The organism is Streptomyces sp. NPDC026515 (assembly GCF_055567595.1).
The window spans coordinates 1-19,014 of the sequence record NZ_JBVHQD010000005.1; the positions used below are offsets into that span (position 1 = coordinate 1).

Below are 19,014 nucleotides of genomic sequence, written 5' to 3' on the forward strand. Positions count from 1 at the left end.
TCCGGTCCCGGAAGTGCCGCTTGACCTCACCGGTGATGGTCGGCACCGCGTAACTCTCGAAGGCACCCCGCGAGGGATCGAAACGGTCCACGGCCCTGACCAGACCGAGCGCGGCGACCTGGCGCAGGTCCTCGATGTTCTCGCCGCGGTCCCGGAAACGGCCGGCGATGCGATGCGCCATGGGCAGCCAGGCGGCCACCAGTTCGTCGCGCAGGGCGTCCCGTTCGGGACCGTCTTCCAAAGCGGCGAGCCGGGCGAAGAGGGACGCCGTGTCGGGCGCGTCGTCGTGGCCGTGCCGGGACGCCGGACGAACGGCGTGCGTGGGGTGGCCGGGGGTACGGGGGCGGCTGTTCGACAAGTCGGTGAGCATGCGGAATCGCTCCTGAACTGTGGGCTCCAGGGCATCACCGGAACGGGGTTCCGGGAGTCGACCCGAACTGCGGTGTCAGAGTCGCCGCGGGAGCACCGCCCGGACCGCTCTGCGGGCCGGGGGGCGAGAGAACCGCTCCCACTGGCGCGCGCCTCCGGTCCGAAGCACGACAGTCCGCCTGCCCCTTGGTTCTCGACGCAAACACACCGCGAGGAGAACTTCGGCTCGCCGGGTCAGCTCAGCGACACGACCGCGGTGATCCGCTTGCCCCCGCGGGGCAGTCCGGCGACCTCCACGTCCCGGGCCAGCCGGCAGACGATGGGCCAGCCCCGGCCGCCGGGCCGGTCACGCCCGTCCGGGACCTGCTCGGCCACGGGCAGAGCGTCACTGCGGTCACTGACCGACACGCGTACCGCGCGTCCGTCGACGTCCACGTCGAAGCCGGTGATCCCGCCGCCGTGCAGGATCGCGTTGGTGGTCAGTTCCGAGGTGACGAGCAGGGCGTCGTCCAGGGCCCCGGCGGCGATCGGCACGGTCTGCCGGGCGACCGCGCCGCGGACCGCACTGCGGGCGTCGGCAGGCAGCAGGAACGGCCGGCGGGAGTCGGGTGGTACCACTACTGATTCGGTCCGGAACTTCTCGCGCATCCCTTCGCTCCCTGAATGGTGGACCGGCGCTCCCTGAATGGTGGACCGGTCGGGTCGACCGGCCCGTCCGCACGGGTCTCTTCCTTTCGCCTCACCGGTCGGGGCGCTGCCAAACGCATCGAGGGGCGGCAAGGGCTTCCCGGAGTGAAACGGGTCACGTAGCCTGTTCCCGGGTACCGGAAACGACCGCGGATGGTTTAGCGTTCATCCACAAGTGGTCGAGGAGTTGACGTCAGGTCCTCCCCGGGCCACCGTTTGACGGCCCTGGCTGGCCTCCCCCGTCCAGCCAGGGCTTTTTCATGTCCGGACGGGTGCGGGCACGCGGTTCTCACACTCTTCGAGGTGCCCGGCGCGGCGCCAGCGGCTGAAATGGGCGTAGGGAAAGCCCCCGTACCCTCGCCGGCGAGGAGCCCCGCGCCATGACCAAAGCCATCAAACTGCTGACCGCCCTGCCGCAGGCGCAGCGCGCGCGCCTCATGGAACTGGCGGAGGAGGTCTCCTTCCCCGAGGACACCCGCATCTTCGAGGCCGGCGGCACCGCGGACCGCTTCTGGGTGATCCGCTCGGGGGCGGTCAACCTGGACCAGGAGGTCACGTCCCGTAAACGGGTCACCGTCGCCACCCTGGGCGCCGGCGACCTGCTCGGCTGGTCATGGCTGTTCCCGCCGTACGCCTGGGACTTCGGGGCGGTGGCCTTCAGCCAGGTGCGGGCCTACGAGTACGACGCCGCGGCCGTGCTGGCGCTGTGCGTGGAGGATCCGCTGCTGGGGCTCTCGCTGGTACGGACCGTCGCCGAGATCCTCGCCAGCCGGCTGGAGGCCACCCGGGGCAAGCTGCTGGACGCGTACGTGGGGCGGCGGCCCGCGTAGGGGGTCAGACGCGGTAGCGGCGCAGCGCGGGTGCGGCCGCCGCCAGCACCAGCATCACGGCCACGACCAGCAGTCCTCCGCCCGCAACGGCCGCCCGCGCTCCGAACACGGACCCCATGGTGCCGTGCAGGACGTCGGCCAGGCGCGGGCCGCCCGCGACCACCACCGTGAACACGCCCTGCATCCGGCCGCGCATCTCGTCGGTCGCGGCGGACAGCAGGATCGCGCCCCGGAAGACCATCGAGACCATGTCCGCGACCCCGGCCGCGGCCAGGAAGGCGACCGCCACCCAGAGGTTGCGGCTGAGCCCGAACCCGGCGACGGCCGCTCCCCAGCCTACGACCGCGCCGATCACCATCCAGCCGTGCCGGCGCGCCCGCGAGAACGTGCCGGAGAAGAGCCCGCCGAGCACCGCGCCGACGGGGATCGCCGCGAACAGCAGACCGAGCGCCAGCCCTTCGCCGTAGGAACCGTAGGTCTCGGCGGCCAGCTGCGGAAAGAGGGCGCGGGGCATGCCCAGGACCATCGCGATGATGTCGGCCAGGAACGACAGGAGCAGCACCTTGTGCATCGAGATGTAGCGGAACCCCGCCACGATCTCCCGCAGCCCGGCCCGGCGTGCCACCGCGCGTGCCAGCGGCGGCAGCGCGGGCAGCCGGTAGACCGCCCACACCGTCACGCACAGCGCCAGCGCGTCGATCAGATACAGCTCGGGCAGGCCGATGACCGGGATCAGGGCACCGGCCAGCAGCGGGCCGATCACCTGCCCGGTCTGCATGACCGTCGAGCCGAGGGCGTTGGCCGCGGGCAGTTGCCCCTCGGGGACCAGCCGGGCTATGGAGGCCGTGCGGGCCGGGGCGTTCAGTCCCCAGAACGCCTGCTGCAGGGCGAGCAGGACCATCAGCGCGGCCACGGATTCGAGACCGGTGACGGCCTGGAGCCAGAACAGCAGCGAGGTGACGGCGATACCGCAGTTGGTGATCAGCAGCAGCTTGCGGCGGTCCATCGCGTCGGCGACCGCGCCGCCCCAGAGCGCGAACACGACGAGCGGCAGCAGTCCGGCGAGGCTCGCGGCACCCACCCAGGCCGAGGACCCGGTGATGTCGTAGATCTGCTTGGGCACGGCCACCGCCGTGAGCTGGCTGCCGACCGAGGTGACGATCGTCGAGGTCCACAGCCGGCGGTAGGCCGGGACGGCCAGCGGGCGGGTGTCCATCGCCCACCGGCGCCAGCCTCGCCGGGGCGGGGGCAGGGGCGCCGTGGTGTCCTCGGGGGGCTGTATGCCGGACTGGGTGCCGCTCTCGCTGGTGTCCACGGAGTTCCTGGTGTCCTGGTCCTCTTGGTGCTCGCTACATCTTTCGACCGCGGGATCACTATCCCAGCAACTTCTGTGACCGCCGAACCGGCTGTCTCAGGATGCGGCCGCAACCGGGTTCGGGGACGTCAGGATCCGGCCACGAGCATCAGGCCGAGCCCCACCATGGTCAGGGCCACCAGTGCGTCCAGCACCCGCCAGGCGGCCGGCCCGGCGAGGTACCGGCCGAGCAGCCGGCCGCCGAAGCCGAGCGCGGCGAACCAGCACAGGCTCGCCAGGGCGGCGCCCAGACCGAAGGTCCAGCGCAGGTCGCCCCGGTCGGCGGCGAGGGAGCCGAGCAGGAACACGGTGTCCAGGTAGACATGCGGGTTCAGCCAGGTCATGGCGAGGCAGGTGAGCACGGCCCGGCGCCGGGACCCGGCCGTCTCGCCCTCGGTGCGCAGACCACCGGTGCCGGGCCGCAGAACCCGGCGGGCGGCCAGGACGCCGTAGCAGAGCAGGAAGGCACCGCCGACCAGGCCGACCGCCCGCACCGCGCCCGGCCACGCCACCACCAGCGCGCCCACCCCGCCGACGCCGAGGGCGATGAGGGCGGCGTCGGACAGGGCACAGATGCCGACGACGACCAGGACCGCGTCCCGGCGGACCCCCTGGCGCAGGACGAAGGCGTTCTGGGCGCCGATGGCGACGATGAGCGAGAGGCCGCTGCCGAAACCGGCGGCAGCGGCGGCGAGAGTGCTGGACATGTCCTCGACGGTAGGAAGGCGATCTCCGTACGTACAGCTAAAGATTCTTACGTACCCTTAGCGCGACTGCAGACGGGAGCGGAACGGTGGAACTACCTCTCGACCAGGTGCGGACGCTGCTGGCGGTGGTGGACGAGGGGACGTTCGACGCGGCGGCCGTGGCCCTGCACGTGACACCGTCGGCGGTCAGTCAGCGGGTGAAGGCGCTGGAGCAGCGGACGGGACGGGTCCTGCTCCAGCGCACCAAGCCGGTGCGGCCGACCGAGTCGGGCGAGGTACTGGTGCGGTTCGCCCGGCAGCTGGCCCGGCTGGAACGCGACGCGCGCGGCGAACTGGGCATGAGCGGCGCCGGGGAGCCGACCCGGGTGTCGGTCGCGGTCAACGCGGACTCGCTGGCGACATGGTTCCTGGAGGCGTTGACCGGTCTTCCCGACGTCTTCGTGGAACTGCGCCGGGAGGACGAGGAGCACACGGCCGCGCTGCTGCGGGAGGGGCTGGTGATGGCGGCGGTGACCTCGTCGCCGGACGCGGTGCCCGGCTGCTCCGTGCGGGCGCTGGGACGGATGCGGTACCTGCCGGTGGCCGCCCCGGTGTTCGCGGCGGCGCACCTCACCGGGCCGCTGCCGGACGCCCTGGCCGCGGCACCGGTGATCGTGTTCGACCGGGTGGACGACTTCCAGGACGCGTTCCTGCGACGGCTGGGCCGGGACGGGGCCAGTTCGCTCCGGCATTACGTGCCCACCTCGGAGGGGTTCGTGGAGGCGGTGACGGCCGGGCTGGGGTGGGGGATGGTGCCGCGGGCGCAGGCGGAGCCGCGGTTGCGGGAGGGGCGACTGGTGCGGCTCGCGGGGCCGAGGCTGTGGGTGGACACGCCGTTGTACTGGCAGCAGTGGAAGCTGGACTCGCCGGCGCTGGGGGCGGTGGCGGAGGCGGTGGTGAGGACGGCGAGGGGTGCGTTGCGCCGGCCGTAGCGGGTCAGTTCACCGGACGGCGGCTGCGGGTGCGTGGGGGCCGCTTGCGCGAGTCCCCGCGCCCCTGACGGGGCTCTGCACTCACCAGGAGCATCTCCAGTGCTGTCGGATAGGCACTGGTCACCATGCGTTTCGCCAGAAGGGGGGCCGCTTCCGCGATGCGCGGGTGCGTCGTGGGCGACACCTGGGCATAGGTCGACTGCCACTTGGCCTCGTCCGCCCGCTGGGAGTCCGCCGGCAGGGTCAGCGAGGCCGCGTCCAGGGCCGCGAAGGCCAGGGTCTGGTCGATGAAGGCGTGGTAGACGCGGACCGTCTCCGGCAGCGAGAAGCCCGCCGTGCGCAGGACGTCGAGGATCGCCTCGTCCGCCGCCAGCTCCTGCGCCCGGCCCGTCACCCGGTTCGCCGTCAGCAGGGCCGCCTGCGGATGGGACACGTACCGCGCGTGGATGCGCAGGCCGATCGCGCGCAGGTCCGTGCGCCACTCCCCCGTCGGTGCCCAGCCGGCCAGCGCCTCACCGATGAGGGCGTCGCCGATGGCCAGGGTCAGCTCGTCCATGCCCCGGAAGTAGCGGTAGAGGGTGCTCGGGTCGCAGTCGAGGGCGAGGCCCAGACGGCGGGCGGTGAGACCCGCGCTGCCGTGCTCGCGCAGCAGCCGCAGGGCGGTGTCGACGATCAGCCGCTCGGACAGCACGGTGCCGCCGCGGGTCGGGCGGCGCCTGCGCCTCCTGTCCTCCGGCACGACCTGTTTGGGCACCGCGCTCTCCCTTGTCCGTTCTTATGCCAACGCCATTGACCTTATGCGACGGCCGGGCGTTTGATTCCGGCCAAGGCGCCCCGTACCCGACCCCGTGTTCTGTTCGAGAAGGAGATTTGGCCATGCGTGTACTGCTCGTGGGAGCCGGAGGTGTGGGCACCGCCGTCACCCGGATCGCGGCCCGCCGTCCGTTCTTCGAGGTGATGGTGGTCGCCGACTACGACCCGGCCCGCGCCGAGGCGGCCGTGGCCGCCGTCGGCGACGACCGGTTCCTCGCCGAGCGGGTCGACGCCGGTGACGAGAGGGCCGTGGCCGGCCTGCTGGCCCGGCACGGCTGCGACGTGCTGCTCAACGCCACCGACCCGCGCTTCGTGATGCCGCTGTTCCGGGCCGCCCGCGCGGCCGGTGTCGGCTACCTCGACATGGCGATGTCGCTGTCCCGGCCGCACGCCGAGCGGCCCTACGAGGAGTGCGGGGTGAAGCTGGGCGACGAGCAGTTCGCGCGGGCCGGTGAGTGGGCGAAGGCCGGCGCGCTGGCGCTGGTCGGGATGGGTGTGGAGCCGGGGCTCTCGGACGTGTTCGCGCGGTACGCGGCCGACGAACTCTTCGACGAGATCGAGGAGATCGGCATCCGCGACGGTGCGGACCTGACCGTGGACGGCTACGCCTTCGCGCCCTCGTTCAGTATCTGGACCACGATCGAGGAGTGCCTCAACCCGCCCGTCGTGTACGAGAAGGAGCGTGGCTGGTTCACCACCGCCCCGTTCAGCGAGCCGGAGGTGTTCGACTTCCCGGAGGGCATCGGACCGGTGGAGTGCGTCAACGTCGAGCACGAGGAGGTCCTGCTCGTGCCCCGCTGGGTGAACGCGCGGCGGGTCACCTTCAAGTACGGGCTCGGCCGCGAGTTCATCGACACGCTGAAGACGCTGCACCTGCTCGGCCTCGACAGCACCGCGCCGGTGACCGTGCCGGGCGCCGACGGCCCGGTCGCGGTCTCGCCGCGGGACGTGGTCGCCGCCTCGCTGCCCGACCCGGCGACGCTGGGCGACCGGATGCGCGGCAGGACCTGTGCGGGCACCTGGGTGCGCGGCGTCAAGGACGGGCAGCCGCGCGAGGTGTATCTCTACCACGTTGTCGACAACGAGTGGTCCATGACGGAGTACGGTAGTCAGGCCGTGGTGTGGCAGACGGCCCTCAACCCGGTCGTCGCCCTCGAACTCCTGGCCACCGGCGCGTGGTCGGGCTCGGGCGTCCTCGGTCCGGAGGCGTTCCCGGCCCGCCCGTTCCTCGACCTGCTGACCGAGTACGGCTCGCCCTGGGGCCTGCGCGAGCAGTGACCGCCCGCGATTTTCCCGGGACTTGGCCGTTTCGACGGCGCCCGCTCCGGTGACCCGGACCGGAGCACGCATACGAAACGGCAGAGTCGACTTGGATCGCAGGTGACTTCGATGGACGACTGGCGAGACCACGCCGAGTGCCGCGAGGAGGACCCCGACCTCTTCTTCCCGATCGGCACCACCGGACCTTCGCTGTACCAGACGCGGCGCGCGAAGGCCGTCTGTGAGCGTTGTCCGGTCCAGGAACCGTGCCTGGACTGGGCGATGGACACCGGGCAGACCGTAGGCATCTGGGGCGGTACGACCGAGGCGGAGCGCCGGCTGCTGGCCCGGCGCAGGCAGCGGGCCGCGCGCCGGTTCAGCTGACGTCGGCCGGTACCGGGGCGGCCGGCAGCCGCAGGGTGAACTCGGCTCCCTTGCCCGGCTCGCTCGCGGCCTCGACGGTCCCGTCGTGGGCGGCGACCAGATGACGCACGATCGGCAGCCCGAGCCCGCTGCCGCCGGTCCGGCGGCTGCGGGACTTCTCGGCGCGCCAGAACCGCTCGAAGACGTGCGGCAGATCCGCGGGGGCGATGCCCTTGCCGGTGTCGGTGACGGTGAGCCGGACCTCGTCGCCGGCCCGGCGGGCGGCCAGCGTCACCGTGCCGTCGGCGGGGGTGTGCCGGATCGCGTTGGAGACCAGGTTGCCCAGCGCCTGGCGCATCCGCACCGGGTCGGCGTCGAGCCAGGCCGTGCTGTCGGCATCGGTCAGCAGGGTGACCCCGGCCGCGTCCGCGGCCACCCGGTGGGCGGCGGCGACCTGGTCGAACAGGTCGGCGGCGCCGACCGGTTCGCGGTGCATGCGCAGGGTGCCGGCGTCGGCGGCCGCGAGGTCCTGGAGGTCGTCGATGATCCGCTGGAGCAGCAGCGCCTCCTCGTGCAGCGAGGCCAGCAGCGCCGGGTCGGGGTCGACCACGCCGTCCCGGGTGACCTCCAGCCAGCCCCGGATGTTGGTGAGCGGGCTGCGCAGCTCATGGGCGATGTCGCTGACCATCGCCTTGCGCTGCTCCTCCAGGCGTTCCCGGCGTTCGGTGAGGTCGTTGAACGCCTCGGCCAGCAGCCCGGTCTCGTCCCGGGTCCGCACCGGCGCCCGCGCGTGCAGTTCGGGCGGCTGGCGTACCGTGACGGTCAGCGCGCGCAGCGGCCGGACCAGCCGGGTGGCGATCACGGCGGTGACGGCGACCGTGAAGGCCAGGACCAGCCCGGCCGCGCCGACGATCTTCGCCTTGTTGGTCCGGGACATGTCGAACCGGGGCACGGTCTGGTCGCCCAGGCCGAGGAAGAGTTCGGCCGGCGGGGCGGCGTACGGCTCCAGTTGGGTGCGGCGCGCGCTGGTGACGCAGTTCTTCGCGACCTGGTCCGTGTGCGCCTGGTCACGCCTGGCCTTCCTGGTGGTGACGACGAAACCGCCGGTGACCGGGTTGCGTCCGGTCTGGTCGAAGGTGAGGTACAGCTGTCCGGCGATGTCCAGGTCCTTGGCCTGCAGACAAGGGCGGACCAGGTCCGTCAGCGTGGCGAGGGCCTTCGTCTCGGTGCGGGTGACACCGAGGAACCCCTTCTTCATCGCCATGAGGGGATCGCCCAGCCCGCCGCAGCCGACCGAGCGGAACGCCGAGGCGTCCGTGCCGTCGTCGTCGACGAGGTAGGGCCGCCCGCTGGGCGTACGGGCGACGGTGGTGCGGATGCCGTAGGCGTTGTAGCAGGCCCGCTCCTTGTCCGCCACCGTGTCCAGCTCTCCGCGTTCCTTCGCCGTGAGCCGGTACGGGCCGACCACCCGCGGGTCGATACCGCTGAGCTGCGCGCCGGACTCGGTGTAGGTGTCGGTGTGCAGGGGGTCGATGGCGGCGGCCGGCCGGGGCGGCAGCCCGGTGCCCCGTGCCGCCGAGTCGGCGATCAGCGTGCGGTCGGCGGTGGTCAGCGCGATCCTGCGGCCGGTCTGCACGGCCAGCGTACGGACCGTGCGCTGCACCCCGCTCCAGTCGGAGTGGTCCGCCGCGTACCCGCTGAGCTGGGCGAGGATCTTGTTGTCGGCCGCGAGGTCCTGGCCCTGCTCCTCTTCCAGCGCGCTGGTGGTGGTCGTCACCGCGAGCCAGGCGGTGGCGGCCACCGAGCACGCGGCGATCAGCACCGAGGCGAACAGCAGCCGGACCAGCAGCCGCTTGCGCCAGGGTATCCGGGTTCTCACGGCCGGCCGCCGCTCAGCTTGTAGCCGACGCCGAACACGGTCAGCAGCCGTCGCGGCCGCCGGGGGTCGGCCTCGATCTTCCGGCGCAGGTTCATCACGTGGACGTCGACGGCCCGTTCGGTCGAGGCCCGGTCGAAGCCGCGGGTGCACTGGAGCAGCTGCCGCCGGGTGAACACCCGGTCGGGCTCCCCGGCCATGGCGAGCAGGATCTGGAACTCGGCCGGGGTCACCTCCACCGGCGCCCCGTCGCAGCGCACCTCGTGCCGCACCGGATCCACACTGATCCCGGCCGCGGTCACCGCCGGTTCCTCCCGCACCGCCGTGACGCGCCCGCTGCGCCGCAGTACCGTCCGGATCCGGGCCATCAGCTCACGCGGGCTGTACGGCTTGGTCATGTAGTCGTCGGCACCCAGCTCCAGGCCGAGCAGCACGTCGTCCTCCTCGGCCCGGGCGGTGAGCATCAGCACCGGGATCTCCGGGTCGCCGCCGCGCAGCACCCGGCAGACGCCGAAACCGTCGATCACCGGGAGCATCAGGTCGAGGACGACCAGGTCGGGCCCGAGCCGCCGGGCCGCGTCCAGCGCGGCGGCGCCGTCGTGGACGACCGTCGCGGTATGGCCCTCGGCCAGCAGGGAGCGCCGGATCAGCTCGGCCTGCATCTCGTCGTCCTCGGCGACCAGCACATGTGCGCACACAGGTTCGGATCCTAAGCGGTCTTCCGGCGGCTACCGGGCGAGCCAGTCGGCGTACCCCATGACGACGACCGGATGCCGGTCCGGGTCCAGGGTGCGCAGCAGCTGCCTCATGTGCGCCTTGGCGACGCTGACACAGGCGTGCGTCGGACCGCCGTGGTCCACGTGCAGCCAGACACCGCCGCCGCGCCCGGCTCCCATGGGGCGGGTCCAGTCGAGGGGCGAAGTGCCGGGCTGCCGGTTGTAGTTGATGGCGACGACGTAGTCGAAGGAGCCTTCCAGCGGCTCGCCCTCGAAGCCGGTGCCGGGTGAGCGGAAGCCCCACCCGTGGTCGTACGGCAGCCTGCTGCCCGGGTCGGCGAGCAGGCCTCCGGCGTCGGTGAGCCCGTACACGCCGACGGGCGAGCGCAGGTCCCCGGCCATGTGGTGCTCGCTCCAGCCGTCCTTGCCGTTGTGTGCGGGCCAGGTGGCGCCGGGCTGCCAGACGTCGTCGTCGCGCTCGTACAGGACGACGCTGGAGACGGGCGAGTTCCTGCCCCGCCCCCGGGCGACGACGACCTGTTCGGCCCGCTCGGGTATCGCCGCCGCGGTCCGCGGACCCAGGCCCGGTATGCCGGTGGGCCGCGGGCTGCTGCTCTCGGATGCGGGGGCAGCCGCCGCCCGTGCCGGCCGGTCGTCGTCCGACCGGCTCGGCGCGGCCTCGGCGCCGCCCCCGCAGCCCGAGAGCAGGAGGGGGGAGGCGAGGAGGGCGACAGCTGTTCTGCGATGGATCATGAGACCGACTCTGGCCGAAAATTGTAAGAAACTCGTCAGCTTCAGATCCCCGTTGGTGGAAGCGCGCCGAAGGGGCGCTGGGGGTACCCCCGGCCGAAGGCTGGGGGAGGAACTGCGCGACAAGCCTCCTGCCGGCCCGCACTCAATTCCCTACGGCTTGCCCTTCTTGTACAACCACGTCTGGAACAAGGACCCGAGATCCTTGCCCGACTGCCCCTGCGCGAGCTTCACAAACTCCGCGGTGGTCCCGTGCCCGTACCGATGCCCACTCGCCCAGACCCGGAGAATCCGGAAGAACACCGCGTCCCCCACGGCCTTGCGCAGCTCGTGCAGCGCCATCGCGCCCCGCGCGTACACCGGCGTGCCGAAGATGTTCGCGCCACTGCCCGGGTCGGCCGGCGGATACGCCCACAACTCGTTGCTCGCCGGCTTGGCGTACAGCGCGTCGAAGGTCTTCTGCGCGCTGTCGCCCCCGTGCTGCTCCTCGTAGAGCCACTCCGCGTAGGTCGCGAAGCCCTCGTTGAGCCATATGTCCTTCCAGGAGGTGAGCGAGACGGAGTCACCGAACCACTGGTGGGCGTTCTCGTGCACCAGCGTGTCGAGGTCGGGCGCGGAGTCGTAGATCGGCCGGCCCTGCGTCTCCAGGGCGTAGCCGACGTTCGGCGCGTGGTCGACGATCGCCCCGGCCGAGCGGAACGGATAGGGCCCGAACAGCCTGCTCTCCCACTCCAGGACCGACGGCAGCTTCTTCAGCACGGCCGCGGACCCGCTCCCCTCGCGCGGGTCGACCGCGTTGTACACCTTGATCCCGTCGCGGGTGGTGTACTGCTGCACCTTGAAGTTCCCGACAGTGGCGGTGGCCAGGTAGGCGGCCATCGGCTCGCTCTGCCGCCAGCGGAAGGTGGTGCGGCCGCCCGAGGTGTGCTGCCCGAGAAGGACTCCGTTGGCGACGGCGGTGCGCCCCTTGGGGACGGTGATCGTGAAGTCGTACGACGACTTGTCCTTGGGGTGGCTGTTCGCCGGGAACCAGGTCATCGCGCCCTGCGGCTCGCCGGCGACGAACGCGCCGTCGTCGGTGCGGATCCAGCCGTCCGGCGAGCCGTCGGGGTCGGTGACCTGCTTCGGGGTGCCGTTGTAGGCGACCGCGACCCGGAACTGACGGCCCTTGGCGAGCGGGCGCGACGGCGTGACGACCAGTTCCTGCCCGCTGCGGCTGAATCGGGCGGTCCGGCCGTCGACGGTGACCCGGGTGACCTTCAGGCCGCTGAGGTCCAGGTCGAAGCGGGTGAGCTTCTGGGTGGCGCGGGCCGTGAGGACGGCCTTGCCGTCCAGATGGCGGGAGGAGGTGTCGTAGCGCAGCGTCAGGTCGTAGTGGCCGACGTGGTAGCCGCCGTTGCCGCTGAGCGGGAAGTAGGGGTCGCCCGCGCCCGCGGCGCCTGCCGTGCTCGCCGAGGCCGTGCCGGCGGCGGCGAGCAGAGCCGCCACGGCGACCGGGACGGTGGCGAGGACCGCCTCGCGGCGGAGGACTGCGGTACGTCTGCTTGCACCCTGCACCTGCACAAGCGCTCCTTCGGACGGTGGCCGATGATCAGTGGCCCACAGACTAGGCGCGCGGGCGTCCGTGTTTCCCCCTCATTCTGGTCAAGCCGCGTCGCGTCGGCAGCCGGTGGGGCGGACCCGCCGCTACCCTCGCGGGACCGTCACCGAGCCGAGGGGCGCCCGACCGTGAGTGTGCGTGTCCGCAGGATCTATGAGAGTCCCGAGCCGGACGACGGGGTGCGGGTCCTGGTGGACCGGCTGTGGCCGCGCGGGATGGCGAAGGCGGACGCACACGTGGACGAGTGGCCCAAGGCACTGACGCCCTCGAACGAGCTGCGCCGGTGGTTCCACGACGGCGGTTCCTACGAGGAGTTCACCCGCCGCTACGAGGCGGAGCTGGCCGCCCCCGAGGCGGCCGGACTCCTCGACGGCCTGCGGGAGTCGGCGAGCAGGGGCCGGGTGACCCTGCTCACCGCGTCCAAGTCCCCGGACGAGAGCCACGCCACGGTACTGGCACGGCTCCTGTCCGCGTAGGGCCTGTCCGGCGGACCGTGCGGCGGACGCACCAGACCCCGCTCACCGGCGGCGACGAGGCGCCGTCGGCCTCTCGCGACCCGACCCGCCGGACAGACCCTAGGCGGTCTGCCTGGCTGCCGCGCGGCCCGCCGCGCGGCCCGAGAACAGGCAGCCGCCGAGGAAGGTGCCCTCCAGCGCGTTGTAGCCGTGCACGCCGCCGCCGCCGAAGCCGGCCACCTCGCCGGCCGCGTAGAGCCCCTCGATCGGCTGCCCGTCGGCGCCCAGGGCGCGGGATTCCAGGTCGGTCTGGATGCCGCCGAGGGTCTTGCGCGTCAGGACGTGCATCCTGACGCCGATCAGCGGTCCGGCGGCCGGGTCGAGGATGCGGTGCGGGGAGGCGACCCGGCCGAGGCGGTCGCCGATGTAGCGGCGGGCGTTGTGGATGCCCTGGATCTGGGAGTCCTTGCTGTAGGAGTTGCCGATCTGCAGGTCGCGGGCGACGATCTGGCGGCGCACCTCGGCCGCGTCCAGGAGCGCCTTGCCGGTGAGCCCGTTCATCTTCTCGACGAGCTGCTCCAGGGAGTTCGCGGTCACGAAGTCCGCGCCCTTGTCGACGAAGGCCTGCACCGGGCCCGGGGCGCCCTTGCCGAGCAGCCGGTCGCGCAGCACGGCCTTGCGGTCCTTGGCGGTGATGTCCGGGTTCTGCTCGGAGCCGGAGAGCGCGAACTCCTTCTCGATGATCTTCCGGGTGAGGACGAACCAGGAGTGGTCGTGTCCCGCGATGTCCTCGGTGGTGCGCAGGTACTTCAGGGTGCTGAGGGTGTCGTATCCCGGCAGGCAGGGGTCGGGGAGCCGGCGGCCGAGGGCGTCCAGCCAGATCGAGGACGGGCCGGGCAGGATGCGGATGCCGTGGCCCGGCCAGACGGGGTTCCAGTTCTGGATGCCCTCGGTGTAGTGCCACATGCGGTCGCGGTTGACCAGGCGGACGCCTGCCTCGGCGCTGATGTCGAGCATGCGGCCGTCCACGTAGGCGGGGACGCCGGTGACCATCTCGGCCGGGGGTGTGCCGAGGCGCTCGGGCCAGTAGCGGCGGACGATGTCGTGGTTGGCGCCGATGCCTCCGGTGGTGACGACGACGGCCTGGGCGGTGAGTTCGAAGTCGCCGATCCGGTCACGGCCGGAGGCGACACCGCGCGGCGAGTCGTCGGGGGCGAGGACCGTGCCGCGCACGCCGCGTGCCGCGCCGTCCTCGACGACGAGTCCGTCCACCCGGTGGCGGTGGTGGAAGGTGAGCAGTCCGTCGCGGGCGGCCTGCCTGGCGTACCGGACGAAGGGTTCGACGACGCCGGTTCCGGTGCCCCAGGCGATGTGGAAGCGGGGTACCGAGTTGCCGTGCCCGGTCGCGCGCAGGTCGCCGCGTTCGGCCCAGCCGACGGTCGGCAGCAGGCTGATGCCGTGGCTCTGCAGCCAGGGCCGCTTCTCCCCGGCCGCGAACTCCACGTAGGCCCGCGCCCAGCGCACCGCCCAGGAGTCCTCGTCGTCCTCGCGGTCGAACTGGGCGCTGCCCCGCCAGTCGTTCCAGGCCAGGTCGAGGGAGTCCTTGATGCCGAGGCGGCGCTGCTCGGGCGAGTCGACGAGGAAGAGCCCGCCGAAGGACCAGAACGCCTGGCCGCCGAGGTTGGCCGCGTTCTCCTGGTCGACCAGGGCGACCCGGCGGCCCGTGCTGGTGAGTTCGTGCGCCGCGACCAGGCCGGCGAGGCCCGCTCCGACGACGATGACGTCCGCGTCCATGGCGACCGTTGCCTTTCTCATACGGGGTGGGTGCTGCCGTCGGTCAGCAGCGCGGTGAGCAGTTGCTTGAGCCAGGCCCTGGCCCGGTCGACGTCCTTGTCGAGGAGCAGTTGGGTGCTCACGCCGTCGTACGCGGCGACCACGGCGTGGGCGGCGCCGTCGACGCCGCCGAGCACGGCGGGGACCGGGGTGTGGCCGCCGGCCCGGAAGAGCCGGTCGGCGACGGCCTGCCGCAGCCGGGCGCGGTGGTCCAGGAGCGCCTCGGCGACGGCCGGGTCCCGGGCGGCGTGCACCAGGAAGTCGGTCTTCACCAGCAGCCAGTCCACGTCGAGGAGCAGCACGTCGGTGACCCGGTCCACGGAGGCCGCCACGTCCAGGTCCGGGCGGTCCAGGGCGAGGGCGTCGGCGACCTGCCGGGCGATGAGGTCGGCGCGGTCCCGGTAGAGGGCGAAGAACAGCTCGTCGAGGGTGGCGAAGTTGGAGTAGAAGGCGCCTCTGCTGAACCCGGCGGCCTCGCAGACCTCCTCGATGGAGACGCGCCCGAACCCCTTGGCCGCGAACACGGTGAACGCGGCGTCGAGCAGCCGGGCCCGGGTCCGGACCCGGCGCCGGGTGACCCGCCTGGTCGCGCCGTCGGCATCCATGTCCCGACCTCCGTTCGATACAGGAACGTATCCGATACATGAACGTATCGAAAGACCTCGGCCGGAGGTCGCGCGAGACCGCAAGATCGAATGGGAACACACTTTCGATTAAGGAGTACGCTGGCTCCATGGCCACGCACCTCCAGGGCTCCCTGTTCGACCAGACCGACGAGCTGCGGCTCAACACCCTCGACGGCGTCGGCCGCACCGAGCTGGGCTCCGGCGCCTGGATCGACGTGCTGCCCGGCTGGCTGAGCGGCGCCGACGCCCTGTTCGAACGGCTGGCGGCGGACGTCCCCTGGCACGCCGAGCGCCGCACGATGTACGACAGCGTCGTGGACGTACCGCGGCTGCTCGCCTTTTACGGCTCCGCCGACCCGCTCCCGCACCCCGTCCTCGCCGAGGCCCGCACGGCGCTCACCCGCCACTACGCCGACGAGCTGGGCGAGCCGTTCAGCACGGCGGGACTCTGCTACTACCGCGACGGCCGGGACAGCGTCGCCTGGCACGGCGACCGGATCGGCCGGGGTTCACGGGAGGACACCATGGTCGCGATCCTCTCCGTGGGCGCCCCACGCGACCTGCTGCTGCGCCCGATGCGCGGCGGTCCCTCGGTCCGGCGCCCGCTGGGCCACGGCGACCTGATCGTGATGGGCGGCTCCTGCCAGCGGACGTGGGAGCACTGCGTACCGAAGACCGCGCGGGCCGTCGGTCCGCGCATCAGCATCCAGTTCCGGCCGCACGGGGTGCGGTGACCAGGGTCCCCGTCGGCGGTCACCCAGCCTCGTCTGGTTGGCTGTCCTCCGGTTCGGTCAGGATGCTGCGGGAACGTCGGAGAGATCATGCGCGCAGAGGTACACGAAGTCGGCAAGGGCATCTACCTGGTGCACGGACAGCACACCAACTGGGTGATCCTCAAGGACGGCGACGCCGTCACCCTGGTGGACACCGGCTACCCCGGTGACCGGCCGGGGCTGCTCGGCTCCCTGGCGGAGGTGGGCAGTTCACCGGAGGCGGTCGCGGCCGTCCTGATCACCCACGCGCACAACGACCACCTCGGGTCGGCCGAGTACCTGCGCGACACCCACGGCACCCAGGTCTACCTGCACGAGGCCGAAGTGCCGCACGCGCGGCGGGACTTCCTCCAGCAGGTCTCGGTGGGGGCGGTGCTGAAGAACGCCTGGCGGCCGGGTGTGGTGCCGTGGCTGGTGCACGTCCTGCGGGTCGGCGGCACCGAGCAGCACCCGGTGACGGCGCCCGAGGCGTTCCCGGTCACCGACGGCCCGCTGGACCTGCCCGGCCGCCCCGTCCCGGTGCACACGCCCGGCCACACCGACGGGCACACCGTCTACCACCTGCCCGACGCCGGGATCGTCATCTCCGGCGACGCCCTGGTCAGCGGCCACGCCACCGCGCGTCTCACCGGCCCGCAGCTGCTGCCCGACATGTTCCACCATGAGCGCTCCCGGGCGGTGGACTCGCTCGGCGTCATCGAAACGCTCGACGGCGACGTACTGCTGCCCGGGCACGGCCCCGTGCACCGGGGATCCATCGAGGCGGCCGCCCGGCTGGCCCGCGAACGCGCCGTCTAAAGTCGGGCCATGGCTTTGCAGATCAGCGCCACCAACCCGGAGCACCCCGCGCTCCTGCTGGAACTCCCCTGGGACGTCCCGCTGGAGGAGTGGCCCGAGGAGTACCTCGTACCGCTCCCCCGCGGCATCTCACGGCACGTGGTGCGCTACGCCCGGGCCGGTGACGAGGTCATCGCCGTCAAGGAGCTGGCGGAGCGCCCGGCGCTGCGCGAGTACGAGCTGCTGCGCGATCTGGACCGGCTCACCATCCCCGCGGTCGACCCGCTCGCGGTGATCACCGGACGTACCGACACGGCGGGTGGGCCGCTGGAGTCGGTGCTGGTCACCCGTCACCTGGGCGGCTCGATGCCGTACCGGTCCATGTTCGAGACGACCATGCGGCCGGCCACCATGCACCGCCTCATGGACGCCCTCGCCGTGCTGCTCGTACGGCTGCACCTGGCCGGCTTCGCCTGGGGCGACTGCTCGCTGTCCAACACGCTGTTCCGGCGGGACGCGGGCGCCTACGCGGCCTACCTGGTGGACGCCGAGACCGGCGACCTGCATCCGCAGCTCAGCAACGGCCAGCGGGAGTACGACCTCGACCTGGCCCGGGTCAACATCAGCGGCGAGCTGCTCGACCTGGAGGCGTCGGGGGCGCTGCACCCGTCGCTGGACCCGGTCGAGTTCGGGTTCGAGATCTGCACCCGGTACGGCGAGCTGTGGCAGGAACTGACCCGCACCTCGGTGTACCCGGCCGGCAAGTACCACTACATCGAGCGCCGGATCCGGCGGCTCAACGAGCTGGGTTTCGACGTGGCCGAGATGCAGATCGAGCACTCCTCCAACGGCGACAGCGTCACCTTCGTGCCCAAGGTCGTCGACGCCGGGCACCACCAGCGCCAGCTGCTGCGGCTGACCGGCCTGGACGCCGAGGAGAACCAGGCCAGGCGGCTGCTGAACGACCTGGAGAGCTGGATGGCCACCCAGGACGACTACGCGCCCGGCGACCCCCTCGCCGCCCGGCCCGAGGTACTGGCCCACCGGTGGGTGCGGGACGTCTTCCGCCCCACCGTGCGGGCCGTGCCGCCGGAGCTGCGCGGGTCCATGGACCCGGCCGAGATCTACCACGAGCTGCTCGAACACCGCTGGTACCTGTCGGAGCGGGCGCAGCACGACATAGGCCTGGACAGCGCGGTCGAGGACTACATCGCGAACGTGCTGCCCAAGGCGCGGGAGACCCTGGAGCCGGTCACTCCGGAATGACCCGGTCGTGCGGCACCACGGCCACCGGGCAGTCGGCGTGGTGCAGCACCCCGTGCGCGACCGAGCCGATGCGGGCGCCGACCGCCGTGCGGTGGGCGCGCCGGCCGACGACCATCAACTGGGCCCGTCCGGCCACCGACAGGAGCACCTGGCCCGCGCTGCCCATCTCCACGTGCTCGGCCACCGGTACGTCCGGGAACCGCTCCCGCAACGGCCGCACCGCCTCGGACAGGGCCTTCTTCTCGTAGGGCTCCAGACCGCCGGTCTCGTCCAGCAGCTTCAGCGAGCCCGGGCTGTAGGCGAAGACCGGCGGCAGGGTCCAGGCCCTGACCACCAGGACCGTCGCGCCCCGGGCCGCCGCCGTCCCGAACGCGAACTCCAGCGCGTCCGCACTGTCCTCGGGGCCGCCCTGCTGGCCCACGACGATCTCCCGCCCGGCGGCCTCGGTCGCGACCCGGTCCCCGGCGCGCACCAGGACGACGGGCCGGGCGGCCTCCGCGATCACCTGCTGGCCCACCGAACCCAGCAGGAACCCGACGACCGGACCGTGCCCGCGCGAGCCCAGGGCCAGCAGCTCGGCCCCCGCCGCCGCCTCGACCAGCACCTCGACCGCCGCGCCCTCCAGGACGTCCACGCTCACCTCGAGCTCCGGATACCGCCCGGTGACGGTCCGCACCGACTCGGTCACCCCGTCCGACACCCAGCCGCGCTGGGTCTCCCGGTCGCCGCCCAGCCCCTCCTGCTCCTCGTGGCGCCAGGCGTGCACCACCCGTAGCGGCAGACCGCGCCGCACCGCCTCCCGGGCCGCCCAGTCCAGAGCGGCGAGGCTCTCCTCCGTACCGTCGACCCCTGCCGTGATCGGGCGTGTCATGCACCGGCCTCCTCGTCGGTTCCGCGTCTGCGTGAGCAGTCTTCCGCACTGACGGGTGCCCGCTGTGCACCGGCGTACCAGAGCGGAGGCGGGCGATCGAACATACGATGGACGGGT

20 protein-coding genes are annotated in these 19,014 nt (G+C 72.4%); 8 read left to right on the forward strand and 12 right to left on the reverse strand.

Annotation, left to right across the window (positions count from 1 at the left end; translation table 11 throughout):
- On the reverse strand, positions 1-370 hold a 370-nt coding region (locus tag ACZ4O3_RS10830), incomplete at its 3' end, for a sigma-70 family RNA polymerase sigma factor (RefSeq protein ID WP_467721922.1).
- 233 nt (positions 371-603) lie between these two features.
- Entirely contained in the window at positions 604-1,017 is a 414-nt protein-coding gene (locus ACZ4O3_RS10835) for an ATP-binding protein (protein WP_467721923.1), read from the reverse strand.
- Between the two features lie 419 nt (positions 1,018-1,436).
- On the opposite strand from ACZ4O3_RS10835, the gene ACZ4O3_RS10840 reads away from it, so the two are divergent.
- Entirely contained in the window at positions 1,437-1,886 is a 450-nt protein-coding gene (locus tag ACZ4O3_RS10840; protein ID WP_362729953.1) for a cyclic nucleotide-binding domain-containing protein, read from the forward strand.
- 4 nt (positions 1,887-1,890) lie between these two features.
- On the opposite strand, the gene ACZ4O3_RS10845 is transcribed toward ACZ4O3_RS10840, so the two are convergent.
- Both ACZ4O3_RS10845 and ACZ4O3_RS10850 read right to left on the reverse strand, forming a co-directional pair.
- Positions 1,891-3,201: an MFS transporter gene (locus ACZ4O3_RS10845; protein ID WP_467721924.1), complete on the reverse strand. Its 1,311-nt coding sequence runs from the start codon at positions 3,199-3,201 to the stop codon at positions 1,891-1,893.
- Between the two features lie 128 nt (positions 3,202-3,329).
- On the reverse strand, positions 3,330-3,947 hold the full coding sequence (locus ACZ4O3_RS10850) for a LysE/ArgO family amino acid transporter (protein WP_384999899.1): 618 nt from the start codon (positions 3,945-3,947) through the stop codon (positions 3,330-3,332).
- Between the two features lie 86 nt (positions 3,948-4,033).
- On the opposite strand from ACZ4O3_RS10850, the gene ACZ4O3_RS10855 reads away from it, so the two are divergent.
- Positions 4,034-4,918 (forward strand): LysR family transcriptional regulator ArgP, encoded by an 885-nt coding sequence (locus ACZ4O3_RS10855; protein ID WP_467721925.1) that lies wholly within the window; start codon positions 4,034-4,036, stop codon positions 4,916-4,918.
- Positions 4,919-4,922: 4 nt separating this feature from the next.
- On the opposite strand, the gene ACZ4O3_RS10860 is transcribed toward ACZ4O3_RS10855, so the two are convergent.
- The gene (locus ACZ4O3_RS10860; RefSeq protein WP_467721926.1) at positions 4,923-5,672 is read right to left on the reverse strand and encodes a TetR/AcrR family transcriptional regulator; all 750 of its coding nucleotides are present in this window, start codon (positions 5,670-5,672) and stop codon (positions 4,923-4,925) included.
- 122 nt (positions 5,673-5,794) lie between these two features.
- On the opposite strand from ACZ4O3_RS10860, the gene ACZ4O3_RS10865 reads away from it, so the two are divergent.
- Together ACZ4O3_RS10865 and ACZ4O3_RS10870 are read left to right on the forward strand one after the other, a co-directional pair.
- Positions 5,795-7,009, forward strand: coding sequence for a saccharopine dehydrogenase family protein (locus tag ACZ4O3_RS10865; protein ID WP_467721927.1), 1,215 nt, complete (start codon positions 5,795-5,797; stop codon positions 7,007-7,009).
- 111 nt (positions 7,010-7,120) lie between these two features.
- Positions 7,121-7,375, forward strand: a complete 255-nt coding sequence (locus ACZ4O3_RS10870; protein ID WP_467721928.1) for a WhiB family transcriptional regulator — start codon at positions 7,121-7,123, stop codon at positions 7,373-7,375.
- On the opposite strand, the gene ACZ4O3_RS10875 is transcribed toward ACZ4O3_RS10870, so the two are convergent.
- The 4 genes from ACZ4O3_RS10875 to ACZ4O3_RS10890 form a co-directional block, all read right to left on the reverse strand.
- The gene (locus ACZ4O3_RS10875) at positions 7,368-9,233 is read right to left on the reverse strand and encodes a HAMP domain-containing sensor histidine kinase (protein WP_467721929.1); all 1,866 of its coding nucleotides are present in this window, start codon (positions 9,231-9,233) and stop codon (positions 7,368-7,370) included. The two genes, ACZ4O3_RS10870 and ACZ4O3_RS10875, sit on opposite strands and share 8 nt — an antisense overlap.
- A complete protein-coding gene (locus ACZ4O3_RS10880) occupies positions 9,230-9,928 on the reverse strand; it encodes a response regulator transcription factor (protein ID WP_362730597.1) in 699 nt (232 codons plus the stop codon). The genes ACZ4O3_RS10875 and ACZ4O3_RS10880 overlap by 4 nt, the downstream gene beginning before the upstream one ends.
- A gap of 30 nt (positions 9,929-9,958) precedes the next feature.
- Complete coding sequence (locus tag ACZ4O3_RS10885) at positions 9,959-10,699, reverse strand: hypothetical protein (RefSeq protein WP_467721930.1); 741 nt, start codon at positions 10,697-10,699, stop codon at positions 9,959-9,961.
- 150 nt (positions 10,700-10,849) lie between these two features.
- Entirely contained in the window at positions 10,850-12,253 is a 1,404-nt protein-coding gene (locus ACZ4O3_RS10890) for a M1 family metallopeptidase (protein WP_467721931.1), read from the reverse strand.
- Positions 12,254-12,424: 171 nt separating this feature from the next.
- On the opposite strand from ACZ4O3_RS10890, the gene ACZ4O3_RS10895 reads away from it, so the two are divergent.
- Positions 12,425-12,772 carry a DUF488 domain-containing protein gene (locus tag ACZ4O3_RS10895; protein ID WP_467721932.1) on the forward strand — a complete coding sequence of 116 codons (348 nt, stop codon included), beginning with the start codon at positions 12,425-12,427 and terminating at the stop codon, positions 12,770-12,772.
- 99 nt (positions 12,773-12,871) lie between these two features.
- Here the strand turns inward: ACZ4O3_RS10895 and ACZ4O3_RS10900 are convergent, their stop codons facing one another.
- Together ACZ4O3_RS10900 and ACZ4O3_RS10905 are read right to left on the reverse strand one after the other, a co-directional pair.
- Complete coding sequence (locus ACZ4O3_RS10900; RefSeq protein WP_467722179.1) at positions 12,872-14,545, reverse strand: FAD-binding dehydrogenase; 1,674 nt, start codon at positions 14,543-14,545, stop codon at positions 12,872-12,874.
- 17 nt (positions 14,546-14,562) lie between these two features.
- Entirely contained in the window at positions 14,563-15,189 is a 627-nt protein-coding gene (locus tag ACZ4O3_RS10905; RefSeq protein ID WP_467721933.1) for a TetR/AcrR family transcriptional regulator, read from the reverse strand.
- Between the two features lie 128 nt (positions 15,190-15,317).
- Here ACZ4O3_RS10905 and ACZ4O3_RS10910 point away from each other — a divergent pair, with 128 nt between their 5' ends.
- The 3 genes from ACZ4O3_RS10910 to ACZ4O3_RS10920 all read left to right on the forward strand — a co-directional run bounded on the left by ACZ4O3_RS10910 (position 15,318) and on the right by ACZ4O3_RS10920 (position 18,026).
- The gene (locus ACZ4O3_RS10910; protein ID WP_467721934.1) at positions 15,318-15,944 is read left to right on the forward strand and encodes an alpha-ketoglutarate-dependent dioxygenase AlkB; all 627 of its coding nucleotides are present in this window, start codon (positions 15,318-15,320) and stop codon (positions 15,942-15,944) included.
- Between the two features lie 87 nt (positions 15,945-16,031).
- A complete protein-coding gene (locus tag ACZ4O3_RS10915) occupies positions 16,032-16,781 on the forward strand; it encodes an MBL fold metallo-hydrolase (RefSeq protein ID WP_467721935.1) in 750 nt (249 codons plus the stop codon).
- Between the two features lie 9 nt (positions 16,782-16,790).
- Positions 16,791-18,026 (forward strand): DUF4032 domain-containing protein, encoded by a 1,236-nt coding sequence (locus ACZ4O3_RS10920; RefSeq protein ID WP_362714969.1) that lies wholly within the window; start codon positions 16,791-16,793, stop codon positions 18,024-18,026.
- On the opposite strand, the gene ACZ4O3_RS10925 is transcribed toward ACZ4O3_RS10920, so the two are convergent.
- Positions 18,013-18,897 (reverse strand): universal stress protein, encoded by an 885-nt coding sequence (locus ACZ4O3_RS10925; protein WP_362714972.1) that lies wholly within the window; start codon positions 18,895-18,897, stop codon positions 18,013-18,015. The genes ACZ4O3_RS10920 and ACZ4O3_RS10925 overlap by 14 nt on opposite strands.
- Positions 18,898-19,014 lie beyond the last annotated feature (117 nt).

What these genes read in the sequence shown, in the direction of transcription:
- ACZ4O3_RS10835 (WP_467721923.1), bottom strand. Translation starts at nt 1,017, where the DNA reads ATGCGCGAGAAGTTCCGGACCGAATCAGTAGTGGTACCACCCGACTCC.
- ACZ4O3_RS10840 (WP_362729953.1), top strand. Translation starts at nt 1,437, where the DNA reads ATGACCAAAGCCATCAAACTGCTGACCGCCCTGCCGCAGGCGCAGCGC.
- ACZ4O3_RS10850 (WP_384999899.1), bottom strand. Translation starts at nt 3,947, where the DNA reads ATGTCCAGCACTCTCGCCGCCGCTGCCGCCGGTTTCGGCAGCGGCCTC.
- ACZ4O3_RS10865 (WP_467721927.1), top strand. Translation starts at nt 5,795, where the DNA reads ATGCGTGTACTGCTCGTGGGAGCCGGAGGTGTGGGCACCGCCGTCACC.
- ACZ4O3_RS10870 (WP_467721928.1), top strand. Translation starts at nt 7,121, where the DNA reads ATGGACGACTGGCGAGACCACGCCGAGTGCCGCGAGGAGGACCCCGAC.
- ACZ4O3_RS10885 (WP_467721930.1), bottom strand. Translation starts at nt 10,699, where the DNA reads ATGATCCATCGCAGAACAGCTGTCGCCCTCCTCGCCTCCCCCCTCCTG.
- ACZ4O3_RS10900 (WP_467722179.1), bottom strand. Translation starts at nt 14,545, where the DNA reads ATGGACGCGGACGTCATCGTCGTCGGAGCGGGCCTCGCCGGCCTGGTC.
- ACZ4O3_RS10905 (WP_467721933.1), bottom strand. Translation starts at nt 15,189, where the DNA reads ATGGATGCCGACGGCGCGACCAGGCGGGTCACCCGGCGCCGGGTCCGG.
- ACZ4O3_RS10910 (WP_467721934.1), top strand. Translation starts at nt 15,318, where the DNA reads ATGGCCACGCACCTCCAGGGCTCCCTGTTCGACCAGACCGACGAGCTG.
- ACZ4O3_RS10915 (WP_467721935.1), top strand. Translation starts at nt 16,032, where the DNA reads ATGCGCGCAGAGGTACACGAAGTCGGCAAGGGCATCTACCTGGTGCAC.
- ACZ4O3_RS10920 (WP_362714969.1), top strand. Translation starts at nt 16,791, where the DNA reads ATGGCTTTGCAGATCAGCGCCACCAACCCGGAGCACCCCGCGCTCCTG.
- ACZ4O3_RS10925 (WP_362714972.1), bottom strand. Translation starts at nt 18,897, where the DNA reads ATGACACGCCCGATCACGGCAGGGGTCGACGGTACGGAGGAGAGCCTC.